Raw genomic sequence first — 12,072 nt, 5'->3', positions numbered from 1 at the left:
GCTGGCAACGCCAATAGCTGCGGACAGGTGCAAAATCCAGATAGGAACGCCGTCGTGATCGCAGGTTCAGTCATCCGGCAGGGCGATGCCGAGGGCCCGGCGCAGGGCGATGGCATTGGCGGGGGCATGGAGTTTGTCCTCGTGGACGAAATAGGCAAAGACGTCGTGCCCGGCATCGCGCCAGCCGCCCATGGTCTCGGCCCAGCCGGCGATGTCGGCTTGGGTATAGCCCGTTGCATCGGGCCGGGCGGGACCCTGGAGGCGGCAATAGGCGAAATCGGCAGTGAGCTCGCGGGCTGGCCGCTCGAGCGTATCGGCGATGACGCGGGCGACGTTGTGGCGGGCGAAAAGCGCATTGGCGGCCGGATCGTCGAAGCTCTCATGGCGCGGCTCGATGGCGTGGCGGATAGTGGAGACCGCTCCGGCCTCGAGAAACGGCGTCCTTGTGCCATCGGCCTCGCCGGCGAGGCCCTGATAGGCGTCGAGGGTGCGGGGCAGGAGATCGAGAAAGCCCGAGAGGCTTTCCGCGTCGAAAGCCAGATTGGGCGGCAATTGCCAGATGAAGGGCCCGAGGCGCTCGCCCAGGGCCAGCGGGCCGGACGCGAAGAAATTGGCCAGTTCCTGCCGGCAGTTCCTGAGGCGCCTGACATGGGTGACCAGTTGCGGGCCCTTTACGGCGAAGCGGAAGCCTTCCGGCGTCTCCCCGGCCCAGCGGGCGAAGCTTTCCGGCTTCTGGTTGGCGCGGAAGGTGGCGTTGATCTCGATGCTGGTCAGGCGGCTCGCGGCGTAGGCGAGCTCTTTTTTCTGCACCAGGCCGGGCGGAAAGAAGCTGCCGCGCCAGGGCGCATAGACCCAACCGGCGGTGCCGGTCCTGACCGTGCCTTTTGATGCCATCGCGGTTCTCCAAACCCCGTCAGCTTGGCCTTGCCGGCCGCGCTTGGCAACGCGCTATCGGGCAAAAACCGCGGTAATCTTTTTTTGCCTTATTTGCCGCTATGGTGAACCGGTTCTTGCTTGGGTTCTGTTTTCGGGATTGTTCGCGTGCGCCGCAGCGCCATCGTTTCCTTCACCGCCGCCATGCTGTTGAGCCTGGGGGCCGAAGCGGCCGCTTCCTGCGAGGGCTTGCGGCGTGCGCCGGGCGGCGTGGTCGTGCAGGTGAGCGACGGCGATACGCTGACGCTCGATTCGGGGCTGGTGGTGCGGCTGATCGGCACCCAGGCCCCCAAGCTGCCGCTGGGACGGGAAGGATTTGTCGCCTGGCCGCTGGCCTCCGAAGCCAAGGCGGCGCTGGAGGATCTCACGCTGGGCCGGCAGGTGACGCTGGGCTATGGCGGGGAGGAAGTGGACCGCTACGAGCGGGCGCTGGCCCATATATTCGTCGAGACGGAGGAGGGTGACCCGGTCTGGGCGCAGGGGCACATGATCGAAACCGGACTGGCCCGGGTCTATTCCTTCCCGGACAACCGGCAATGCCTCGATCAACTTTTCTCAAGGGAAAGCCGGGCACGGGCCGAACGGCTTGGCATCTGGGACGATCCCTATTACAGCGTTCGGGCGGCGGACCGCCCGGGCGAGCTTCTCGGCCATGTCGGAGATTACGAACTGGTCGAGGGCAGGGTGCTGCTGGCCGACCGGCGCGGTTCCCGGCTATATCTGAATTTCGGCCGGTACTGGAAAGAAGATTTCACCGTGGTGATCGAGGCGCCGGCGCTCAGGCTGTTTGCGCAGGCGGGGCTGGACCCGCTGGCGCTGGAAGGCGCGCTGGTGCGCATACGCGGATGGGTGGACGAATGGGATGGTCCGCGCATCGAGGTGACACATCCCGAGCAGATCGAGGTTCTGGCCAGGTCATGACCGCGCTTTTGGGCAAGAGGGTTCTGCGCATAGTCGTCGTGGCGAGCGCGCTGGCGGCGCTGGCGGCCTGCTCCTCGCTGACCGGCTCGGGCGTCAGCGTGGGGCGCACCGGCGACAATCCCGCCCCGCTGGTCGTTCCCGAGGGGACCGATCCGGACGATGCGGTGCTGGGCCTGCGCGAGCATCCGCGCATCATCGCGGCCTATGGCGGGGTCTATTCCGACCGCCAGGCCGAAATCATGGTGGCGCGCATCGTGGGCCGACTGCTGGCGGCCGCCAACCAGCCCAATGCGCAATTCCAGGTGACCATCCTGGATACGTCCGAAGTCAATGCCTTCGCGCTGCCGGGCGGCTATATCTACGTGACCCGGGGCATTCTGGCGCTGGCCTCGGACACGAGCGAGCTGGCGGCGGTGCTGGCCCACGAAATCGCCCATGTGACTTTGCGCCATGCGCGGGCGCGCACCGACAAGACGCGCACCACGCAGATCGTCGACCGCGTGATCACCGGCATTTTCGGCGGCGACACTTCCAGCGACGCCACTGCCAATCGCACGCGCCAGTCGCTGGCCGCGTTCAGCCAGAACCAGGAGCTCGAGGCCGATCGCGAGGGCATCAAGTTCGCCGGCAAGGCGGGATATGATCCGGGCGCGGCAGCGCGGTTCCTCGGGGTGATGAGCCGTTTTGCCGCCTTCTCGGCAGGGGCCAGCACGGGCGATGACGGTTTCCTGTCGTCCCATCCCTCCACGCCCGCCCGCATCGAGACGGCCATGAGCACGGCGCGCGGCATGTTCGGGGGCGGCGATGTCGGGGAGGCTGATCGGGAGGGCTATCTGTCCGCCATTTCGGGCCTCAGCTTCGGCGACAGCCCAGCGCAGGGCTCCATTGTCGGCCAGCGCTTCATCCACCCGGGCTCGAAGTTCACCTTCACCGTGCCCCAGGGCTATGCGCTGCAGAATTCGCAGAGCGCCGTGGTGGGCGTGGCCGGCGACGGGGAAGCGGTGCGCTTCGACAGCGCCCAGGTGCAGCCGAACATGTCGCTGACCGACTATCTCAAATCCGGCTGGATCGCCGGGCTCAAGGCCGAGACGGTCAAGGCGATGAACCATAACGGCATCGAGATGGCCTCCGGGTTGGCCCAGACCGATCAATGGTTCTTCCGCGTCGCCGTGATGCGGCTCGAGGGCGAGGTCTATCGCTTCATCTTCGCGGCGAAGTCGGACAATTCGCGCTTCGCGCAGGGGGCGGACGCCACCATCCAGAGTTTTCGGCGCACCGAGGCGGCCGATCTCAACCAGATCCGCCGGCTCTCGATCCGGCTGGTGACGGCGAGGGCCGGGGACACCGCCGACAGCGTGGCCCGGCAAATGGCCAATATTCCGGGCGCCCGCGAGCTGTTCTTCATCCTCAACAATCTCTATCCCGGCGACCCCGTGGCGGCGGGCCAGCGCTACAAGGTGGTGACGCTGCAATAGCGGCGCCTCTGGGTCCGGAAACGGCTACAGCAGATCGCACAGCGCGGCGATAAGGGGCTCGTCCGCCGGCGGCATGGGGTAGTCGCGCAGCTTTTGCGGGCGCACCCATTTGAGCGCGGCGTGTTCGCGCGCCTGCGGCGTCCCCTGCCATTTGCGGCAGACATAGAGCGGCATCAGCAGGTGCAGGTTTTCGTAGGAATGGCTGGCAAAGCTGAGCGGCGCCAGGCACGCCTGCTTGGTCTCGACCGCCAGTTCCTCGCCCAATTCGCGGATCAGCGCCGCCTCGGGTGTTTCGCCCGGCTCCACCTTGCCGCCGGGGAACTCCCACAGGCCCGCCAGGGCCTTGCCTTCGGGGCGCTGGGCGATGAGCACGCGGCGGTCGGCATCCACCAAGGCGCAGGCGACGACGAGCAGCAGGGGCCTGGAAGGCGCCGATGATCCGGAAGCGGGCACCGGTCAGCTCCGGTAGTCGCCGTTGATGGCGATATAGCCATGGGTGAGGTCGCAGGTATAGACCGTCGCTTTGCCCGCGCCGAGGCCGAGGCTGACGGTCAGGTCCAGCTCCTCGCCCTTCATATAGGCGCTGGTGGCGGCCTCGTCGTAGCCTTCGGCACGTTCGCCGTCCTTGGCGACGGTGAGATCGCCGAAGCGGATGGCGAGGCGGTCGCGGTCGGCCGGCTCGCCCGCCTTGCCCACGGCCATGACCACGCGGCCCCAATTGGCGTCCTCGCCGGCGATGGCGGTCTTCACGAGGGGGCTGTCGGCAATGGCCTTGGCGATGCGGAAGGCGCTTTCGTCCGAAACGGCGCCCTCGACATGGATCGAGACCTGCTTGGTCGCGCCTTCGCCGTCGCGGACCACCTGGATGGCCAGCTCGAACAGTACGTCGGCAAGGGCCTGGCCGAAGATTTCCGCGCGTGGATCGTCGAGGCCGGCGATGGGGTCGAGCGCCGCCTTGCCGGTGGCGAAGGCCAGCAGGGTGTCGGAGGTGGAGGTGTCGCTATCGACGGTGATGGCGTTGAAGCTGGTCCGGGTGTGGCGGGCCAGCAGCGCCTGCAATACCGGCGCGGCGACGGGCATGTCGGTGACCACGAAGCTGAGCATGGTGGCCATGTCCGGGGCGATCATGCCCGAGCCCTTGGCGATGCCGTTGATCCGGACCTCGACCCCGTCGATCTCCAGCACGGCGCCGGTGAGCTTGGGATAGGTGTCGGTGGTCATGATGGCCCTGGCCGCCTCGATCCAGGGCGTGTCGCCAAGGCGGGTGGCGGTCTCGTCGAGGACGCCGGCGAACTTGCCGGCTTCGAGCGGCTCGCCGATGACGCCGGTGGAGGCAAGGAAGATTTCGCCGGTGGAGCAGCCCAGCGCCCTGGCGGCGATCTCGGCGGTCATGGCGACACTCTGCCGGCCCCTGACGCCGGTAAAGGCATTGGCATTGCCCGAATTGACCACCAGGCCCCGCGCGACGCCGGCGGGCAGCGTGGCCCGGCACCAGTCGACGGCGGCCGAGGAGCATTTGGAGCGGGTGAGGACGCCGGCGGCCACGGTGCCCTCCTCGAAGGCCATCAGCAGCACGTCGGTGCGGTTCTTATACTTGATGCCGGCTTCCGCGGTGGCGAAGCGTACCCCCGCGACCGGCGGCAGGTCGGGGAAGGATTTCGGGGCGAGGGGGGAGACCGGATGAGCAGCCATGAGGGGACCTTGCGCGGCGATGCGATGGCTTCGTGTGCCTCAAAGCAGGGCCGGATGCAAGGCGGCCCGGAGGGCAGCAGGCGCCTTCCCGGACGGGTCCATATGGACACGCGGAGAGGCACCTGCCGCGGCGTCTTTTATTCGGACGCGGCCTCTTCGGCAGCGGCGTCCCCCGCCTCCTGAGCCTCGAACCGGGCGGCCAGGGCCGGGTCGGCGATGTCGATCTCGACGCCCTCCATCAGCTCCTCGACCTTTTCGGTGAAGGAACGCATCAGCAATTGCTGCTGGATCTGGGGGGCCACCTGCTCGAAGCTGGGGGGAGCGGACTGGCGTTTTTCAGCCAGCCTGATGACGTGCCAGCCGAACTGGGACTGGACCGGGTCGGACAGGTCGCCTTCCCCGGCCAGGGCGAAGGCGGCCTCCTCGAAGGGCTGGACCATCATGCCGCGTCCGAAAAAGCCCAGATCCCCGCCATTGGCGGCGCCGGGATCGATGGAATGCTCGCGCGCCAGCGTGGCGAAGTCGGCGCCCTCCTCGAGCTGGGCCCTAATGTCGTTCGCCTCCTGCTCGGTCTCGACCAGGATGTGGCTGGCGCGCACCTCGTCCTGCGGCTGGAACTGGGCGGCGAAGGCGTCGTATTCGGCGCGGGCGGCCTCTTCGGTCACCGTGCCGGCGATGGCTTCGTTGAAATAGGCGCGCCGGAGTGCCCGTTCCTCGAGATATTGCTGCCGCTGGGCGAAAATTTCGGTCTGGTCCATGCCGGCGTCGCGCGCTGCCCGCGACATCACCTTCATGTCGATGAGGATGCGCACGAGGAAGGCGCGACGCTCTTCGGGCGGCATCTGCGCCAGGTCCTGTGCCATGTCCTCGGCGGCGAAACCCAGATCCGCCTCGGTAATGGCTTCGCCGCCCACCGTGGCGACCACGGCATCGGGATCGGCGGGCGCGGTCTCAGCGGGCGCCGGCGTGGCTTCCTGGGCGAAAATCGCCAGATTGGGGGCGGCCGTCAGCAGGGCGGCAAGGCTCATGGTGCGCAACAGGCGCAGGACGGAATGGGACATGGGGTCGGTCGTCTCCTTGACCGGCTGCCGTAACGGGCCGGCGTGGTCGGTGGTGGTGTTCCCCCGCTTGCACGACAAGGGGGCCAAAATGTGCCGGCCCGGGACCCGGCCGCCATGTTTTTGCGGTGGTCGGCACGCCCGGAAAGCCGGAGGGTCAATGAGGTGTGACCCATTTCGCATACGTTGACAAGACAAGACCCCACTCTTACATCTCACCCGCTTTTCCAGAGCATGGGCCTGCTGCCGCGCCCGGTAATTTGCGCAGTGGACATGCAGTATTCCACACACGGGAACCGAAGGCTCCCAGGTGGTGACGAGGCGAAACGGGGCAAGCCGATGCGCCCGCATAGGCAGGCCGCCCGCCCCCGTCCGTCTCGCCGCAATTGAACGAAGGACCAGAAAGATGGCACTTGCTGCGCTTGCCCGGAAGATTTTCGGGACACCGTCGGACAGGCAGGTCAAGCGGTACCAGGGCAGGGTGGCGGCGATCAACGCGCTGGAGCCGGAGCTGGTCAAGCTCAGCGATGACGAATTGCGCGCCCGTACCGGCGAATTCAGGACCCAGCTCGAACAGGGCGCTAGGCTCGACGACCTCGTGGTGCCGGCTTTCGCCACGGTGCGCGAAGCGGGCAAACGCGCGCTGGGCATGCGGCATTTCGATGTGCAGCTTATCGGCGGCATGGTGATGAACGACCGCTCCATCGCCGAGATGCGCACCGGCGAGGGCAAGACGCTGGTGGCGACGCTGCCCATGTATCTCAACGCGCTGGCCGGCAAGGGTGCGCACCTGGTCACGGTCAACGACTATCTGGTCAAGCGCGACGCCCAGTGGATGGGCCAGATCTACAATTTTCTCGGCCTGTCCTATGGCGTGATCGTGCACGGGCTCACCGATGCCGAGCGCAAGGCGGCCTATGAAGCCGACATCACCTACGGCACCAATAACGAGCTGGGTTTCGACTATCTGCGCGACAACATGAAATACAGCCGCGCCCAGATGGTGCAGCGCGGCCACGAATTCGCCATCGTCGACGAAGTGGACTCCATCCTCATCGACGAGGCGCGCACGCCGCTCATCATCTCGGGGCCGTCCGAGGACCGGTCCGATCTCTACGTCAAGATCGACAGCCTGATGCCGATCATCGGGGAAGGCGATTACGAGCTCGACGAGAAGCACCGCGCCGCCACCTTCACCGACCAGGGCATCGAAAAACTGGAGGCGGCGCTGGCCGAGGCCGGCCTGCTCAAGAGTTCTTCCATGTATGACGTGGAAAACGTCGCCCTGGTGCATCATGCCAATTCGGCGCTGCGGGCGCACAAGCTGTTCCGCAGGGACAAGGACTATATCGTCCGCAACGACGAAGTGGTGATCATCGACGAATTTTCCGGCCGCATGATGCCGGGCCGGCGCTATTCGGAAGGCCTGCACCAGGCGCTCGAGGCCAAGGAGCACGTCAAGATCCAGCCTGAGAACCAGACGCTGGCCTCGATCACCTTCCAGAACTATTTCCGCCTCTACAAGAAGCTGGCCGGCATGACCGGCACGGCGGCGACCGAGGCCGAGGAATTCGCCGACATCTACAGTCTGGGCGTCACCACCGTTCCGACCAATCTGCCGGTGCAGCGGATCGACGAGGACGACGCCATCTACCGCACCGCGGCGGAAAAATTCGACGCCATCGCCGAACTGATCAAGGAATGCCAGGATCGCGGCCAGCCGGTGCTGGTGGGCACGACGTCGATCGAAAAGAGCGAGATGCTCGCCGAACTGCTCAAGAAGAAGAATGTGGGGCAGATGAACGTGCTCAATGCCCGTCATCACGAGCAGGAAGCCTATATCGTGGCCGATGCCGGCCTGCCCGGCGCCATCACCATCGCCACCAATATGGCGGGGCGCGGCACCGACATCCAGCTGGGCGGCAATCTGGACATGCGCATCCAGCGCGAGGCCGAAGGCCTCGAGGGCGAGGCGCGCGAAGCCAGGATCGCCGAGATCAAGGCCAGGATCGCCGAGGACAAGGCCAAGGCGCTGGCAGCGGGCGGGTTGATGGTGATCGGCACCGAGCGCCACGAAAGCCGCCGCATCGACAACCAGCTGCGCGGCCGTTCGGGCCGCCAGGGCGACCCGGGTCATTCGAAATTCTTCCTCTCGCTTCAGGACGACCTGATGCGCATCTTTCCCATCGAGAGCATGGATTCCATGCTGGGCAAGCTGGGGCTGGAGCAGGGCGAGAGCATCACTCATCCCTGGGTGACCAAGGCCATCGAGCGGGCGCAGGGCAAGGTCGAGGCGCGCAATTTCGACATCCGCAAGAACATCCTCAAATATGACGACGTGATGAACGATCAGCGCAAGGTGATCTTCGAGCAGCGTCTGGAATTCATGGACGAGGAGGATGTCAGCGATACCATCGTGGCGATGCGCCAGGACGTGGTGGGCAATATCGTCGCCAAGGCCATTCCGCCCCGCTCCTTCCCCGAGCAGTGGAATACCGAGCAGCTCGCCGCCGCTGCCAAGACCTATCTCAATATCGAGGTTCCCATCGCCGAATGGGCGGCCGAGGAGGGGATCGACGCCGAGACGGTCGAGGAGCGCATGAACGCCGCCGCCGATGCAGTGGCCGCCGCCAAGGAAGAAAAATACTCGCCCGAGATCATGCGGCAGGTGGAAAAGTCCATCCTGCTGCAATCGGTGGACGGGCTCTGGCGCGAGCATCTGGTCATGCTCGACCATCTCTCCAAGGTGGTGGGCTGGCGCGGCATCGCCCAGCGCGATCCGCTCAACGAATACAAGCAGGAAGCCTATGAGCTATTCCAGGCCATGCTGGGCAATCTGCGCGAGCTGGTGACGACGCAACTGAGCCATGTCGAGCTGCAGTTGCGCCAGCCCGAGCCGCCTCCGGCGCCGGATATGAGCCGCATGGTGGAGACCCATATCGATCCCGTCACCGGCGAGAACGATGCGGCCGGCGATGCCGGTGCCGCACCCAACGGGCTGGCCCCGATCGACCCGAAACTGCTTCAGGGAGTGTCGCGCAACGCGCCTTGCCCCTGCGGTTCGGGCAAGAAGTTCAAGCATTGCCACGGGGCGTTCGTCGCCTGAACGGGCCCGATCAGCAGTTGACGCGGATTTCGGCGTAACCGGTCAGGCCTTCGTCGCCGCCGGACGTGACGCCGATGGTGCAGGGACCGGGCGGCAGCGGCACGGAGCCGCCCGAGGGGATGATCGTGCCGCCGGCCAGGGCGACATAGCCATTGTCGACGGTCTCCACCGCCAGCACCAGATCCTGGCCGCAAACCGGATAGCGGTCGCCGGCCGCGACCAGCAGGCGCATTCCCGCCGGCAGGCAGTCCTCCGCTTCGGCGCTGTCGCCATTGGCGGGCCCGGGCGCCGTTGCGGGCGCGGGCACGGCGCCGCCGCGCCAGTTCTGCTCGAGAATGGCCAGGCGATTGCTCAGATCGGTGAACTGGCTGGCATCGCCACTGCCGCTCCTTGCATAAAGATCGAGGCTGACGCGAAGCTGGGCGAGATCGGTGGACAGGCGCAGCACCTCACGCCTCGTCTCGACATGAAGCCAAGCTGCGGAAGCCAGCGCGGCAAGGCCGAGCAGGACGCCGAGGCCCCCCAGGACGACGGGCAGGGATGCGCCGAGGCGCGAACGGCGCGGTGACTTCCCGTCCGCCTCGACCGGCCGCATGGCGGGTGTCAGCCTGATCCCGGCGCCCGGCCGATGCTCGCTCTGGGGCTGGTCCACGACACCTCTCCGATTGGGACGGTCCGCCATCCCATCAAACTGGGGCCGAACTTGGGCTGGCCGTCAGGGGCGCTGGGTGGCCGGGGTGGGCAGGGTTGCCGGTTTGCCGGTGATGACCGGGCTGATATTGGGGTTCTGCCCCGGATTGCCGAACATCGAGCCGATGCCGGAAAAGAAATTGTTCACCGCCGCGCCGCGTTGCCGGATCGCCTCCTCCTCGGCGGCCTTGCGTTCGGCGGCCTTGCGGATGGCGCTGGCCTGGCTGGCAAGGCTGGCTTCGTCCGCCTGCTGCTTGGCGACGAGGGCGCTGTTCGGCGTTGAGGGCGGGCAGGCTCCCAGGGCGTTGAGCGGGCCGGAGGTGACGGGGTTGAAGATATACTGGCCCTCGCACACATCCCAGGTCGGCGGTGTCCTGGTCAATTCGAACAAATCATAGCCTTCCTTGATGTCCTTCCAGAAATCCATATGCGGGCTGGAGGCGTGGCGGGCGAGGTTGGCCGCCGTCATCCGGAAGGGGAAGATCTGAAGCTGGAAACTGGTATTGCCGCCCTTGAAGGCCTCGCGAGCCAGGGCATAGATTTCGGCGATGCCGGCATCGGTCATGGCGTAGCAGCCGCGCGAGGAGCAATCGCCATGCACCATCAGGTCCGATCCGGTGCGCCCATGGGCGCGGTCGAACTTGTTGGGAAAGCCGGTATTGAAGGCCAGGTAGTAATTGGATTTGGGGTGCATCAGGCCCGGGGTGACGGTATAGAAGCCCTCCGGACTCTGGCGGTCGCCCTCCTTGATCTTGGGGCCGAGATCGCCGGAATAGGCGCAGATTTCATAGGTCTTGAAGAGCCGATAGGTGCCCGAAGCGGTGCGCTTCCACACCTCCAGGACCGATTCCTCCTTGAAGATGCGCACCACCATGCCCTCGCCGGGCGAGGAGCCCATATTGCGCAGGCCCTGGACCACGCCGCCCGAGAGAGGCTGGTTATGCCGGTTGTCGCCGCCCTTGATGAAGCCGGAACAGGCGGCGAGGCCCACGGACAGCCACACCAGGATCACGAAGGCGCCGAAGCGGTGAAAAAAGGTCGCGGTCAAGGGTTTGAGCCCAACTGGAAAAAGACGTGCCCGTATCGGCTTTGGTGCGCCCAGTATGGGCCGGTGCGGTGAACGAAGCCTTTACCACGACCGAAAACCACCCGGAAGCGTCAATGCTCACGCAGATGTGTGAGGAGAATGCCGAAGCGGCCCGAGGCCGCCTGCTTAAAGGCTGGTGCCGATGGCGAGGAATTTCTCGCGGCGATGCTCGCGGGTCTCGAGACGCGACTTGCCGGCGAAATCCTTGAGGAAGACGTCGATGGCGGTGCGGGTCGCCTCCATCACCGCCACATGGTGGCGATGGGCGCCGCCGGTGGGCTCGGCGATGATGCCGTCGATGACCCCGAAGCCCAGCAGGTCCTGGGCGGTGATCTTCTGGGCGGTGGCCATGTCCTGCGCCCGGGCGGCGTCCCGGAAGAGGATCGAGGCGCCGGCCTCTGGAGAGATCACCGAATAGATGGCGTTTTCCAGCATCAGCACGCGATTGGCGGTGGCGATGGCGATGGCGCCGCCCGAGCCGCCCTCACCGATGATGAGGGCGAGATTGGGCACGCCCAGCTCCAGCCCCTTCTCGGTGGAGCGGGCGATGGCCTCGGCCTGGCCGCGCTCCTCGGCGCCGATCCCCGGATAGGCGCCGGCGGTGTCGACGAAGGACAGCACCGGCAGGGAGAAGCGGTCGGCCATGTCCATGATGCGGACGGCCTTGCGGTAGCCCTCGGGATTGGCCATGCCGAAATTGTGCTTGAGGCGCGTTTCGGTGGAATTGCCCTTTTCCTGGCCCAGAATGGCGACGGGGGTGCCGTTGAAGCGGCCGAAACCAGCCTGCAGCGCCGGATCCTCGCCGAATTTGCGGTCGCCGGCCAGCGGAGTCCACTCGGTGATCAGCGAGCGCATATAGTCGGAAAAATGCGGGCGCTGCGGATGGCGGGCCACCTGGGTCTTCTGCCAGGGCGTGAGCTTGCGGTAGATTTCCGCCAGCGCCTCGTCGGCACGGGCGGAGAGCCGGTTCACTTCCTCGTCGATGGACACCGCCGAATCAGTAGCCGCCAGCGACTTCAGTTCGGCGATCTTGGCTTCCAGATCGGCGACCGGCTTTTCAAAATCGAGATAAGATTGCATCCCACCGCCCGTAGGGGTCATTGTCGTCGC

10 protein-coding genes are annotated in these 12,072 nt (G+C 66.2%); 3 read left to right on the top strand and 7 right to left on the bottom strand.

Annotated features, from left to right (window positions below; all coding sequences use genetic code 11):
* Positions 1-66: 66 nt before the first annotated feature.
* Positions 67-894 (bottom strand): DUF72 domain-containing protein, encoded by an 828-nt coding sequence (locus tag ACFOOL_RS04270; protein WP_380095160.1) that lies wholly within the window; start codon positions 892-894, stop codon positions 67-69.
* A gap of 147 nt (positions 895-1,041) precedes the next feature.
* On the opposite strand from ACFOOL_RS04270, the gene ACFOOL_RS04265 reads away from it, so the two are divergent.
* Together ACFOOL_RS04265 and ACFOOL_RS04260 are read left to right on the top strand one after the other, a co-directional pair.
* A complete protein-coding gene (locus ACFOOL_RS04265; protein ID WP_380095158.1) occupies positions 1,042-1,854 on the top strand; it encodes a thermonuclease family protein in 813 nt (270 codons plus the stop codon).
* Positions 1,851-3,329 carry a M48 family metalloprotease gene (locus ACFOOL_RS04260; RefSeq protein WP_380095156.1) on the top strand — a complete coding sequence of 493 codons (1,479 nt, stop codon included), beginning with the start codon at positions 1,851-1,853 and terminating at the stop codon, positions 3,327-3,329. Before ACFOOL_RS04265 ends, ACFOOL_RS04260 begins: the two co-directional genes overlap by 4 nt.
* Before the next feature lie 24 nt (positions 3,330-3,353).
* Here ACFOOL_RS04260 and ACFOOL_RS04255 read toward each other — a convergent pair whose 3' ends face one another.
* From ACFOOL_RS04255 to ACFOOL_RS04245, 3 genes are all read right to left on the bottom strand, one after another.
* A complete protein-coding gene (locus ACFOOL_RS04255; RefSeq protein ID WP_380095155.1) occupies positions 3,354-3,782 on the bottom strand; it encodes a (deoxy)nucleoside triphosphate pyrophosphohydrolase in 429 nt (142 codons plus the stop codon).
* Between the two features lie 3 nt (positions 3,783-3,785).
* A complete protein-coding gene (gene argJ, locus ACFOOL_RS04250) occupies positions 3,786-5,021 on the bottom strand; it encodes a bifunctional glutamate N-acetyltransferase/amino-acid acetyltransferase ArgJ (protein WP_380095152.1) in 1,236 nt (411 codons plus the stop codon).
* Between the two features lie 137 nt (positions 5,022-5,158).
* A complete protein-coding gene (locus ACFOOL_RS04245; protein ID WP_380095150.1) occupies positions 5,159-6,082 on the bottom strand; it encodes a peptidylprolyl isomerase in 924 nt (307 codons plus the stop codon).
* A 403-nt stretch (positions 6,083-6,485) separates the two neighbouring features.
* Here ACFOOL_RS04245 and secA point away from each other — a divergent pair, with 403 nt between their 5' ends.
* Positions 6,486-9,185 (top strand): preprotein translocase subunit SecA, encoded by a 2,700-nt coding sequence (gene secA, locus ACFOOL_RS04240; RefSeq protein WP_380095148.1) that lies wholly within the window; start codon positions 6,486-6,488, stop codon positions 9,183-9,185.
* Between the two features lie 10 nt (positions 9,186-9,195).
* On the opposite strand, the gene ACFOOL_RS04235 is transcribed toward secA, so the two are convergent.
* The 3 genes from ACFOOL_RS04235 to ACFOOL_RS04225 all read right to left on the bottom strand — a co-directional run bounded on the left by ACFOOL_RS04235 (position 9,196) and on the right by ACFOOL_RS04225 (position 12,042).
* On the bottom strand, positions 9,196-9,837 hold the full coding sequence (locus tag ACFOOL_RS04235; RefSeq protein ID WP_380095145.1) for a hypothetical protein: 642 nt from the start codon (positions 9,835-9,837) through the stop codon (positions 9,196-9,198).
* 63 nt (positions 9,838-9,900) lie between these two features.
* On the bottom strand, positions 9,901-10,923 hold the full coding sequence (locus ACFOOL_RS04230) for a L,D-transpeptidase family protein (protein ID WP_380095144.1): 1,023 nt from the start codon (positions 10,921-10,923) through the stop codon (positions 9,901-9,903).
* 165 nt (positions 10,924-11,088) lie between these two features.
* Entirely contained in the window at positions 11,089-12,042 is a 954-nt protein-coding gene (locus tag ACFOOL_RS04225) for an acetyl-CoA carboxylase carboxyltransferase subunit alpha (protein WP_380095142.1), read from the bottom strand.
* Between the last annotated feature and the right edge of the window lie 30 nt (positions 12,043-12,072).

This window comes from Devosia honganensis (assembly GCF_042648785.1).
GTDB lineage: Bacteria > Pseudomonadota > Alphaproteobacteria > Rhizobiales > Devosiaceae > Devosia > Devosia honganensis.
This window is presented reverse-complemented; position numbering and strand designations above follow the sequence as displayed.

What these genes read in the sequence shown, in the direction of transcription:
- ACFOOL_RS04260 (WP_380095156.1), top strand. Translation starts at nt 1,851, where the DNA reads ATGACCGCGCTTTTGGGCAAGAGGGTTCTGCGCATAGTCGTCGTGGCG.
- argJ (WP_380095152.1), bottom strand. Translation starts at nt 5,021, where the DNA reads ATGGCTGCTCATCCGGTCTCCCCCCTCGCCCCGAAATCCTTCCCCGAC.
- secA (WP_380095148.1), top strand. Translation starts at nt 6,486, where the DNA reads ATGGCACTTGCTGCGCTTGCCCGGAAGATTTTCGGGACACCGTCGGAC.
- ACFOOL_RS04225 (WP_380095142.1), bottom strand. Translation starts at nt 12,042, where the DNA reads ATGCAATCTTATCTCGATTTTGAAAAGCCGGTCGCCGATCTGGAAGCC.
- ACFOOL_RS04270 (WP_380095160.1), bottom strand. Translation starts at nt 894, where the DNA reads ATGGCATCAAAAGGCACGGTCAGGACCGGCACCGCCGGTTGGGTCTAT.
- ACFOOL_RS04245 (WP_380095150.1), bottom strand. Translation starts at nt 6,082, where the DNA reads ATGTCCCATTCCGTCCTGCGCCTGTTGCGCACCATGAGCCTTGCCGCC.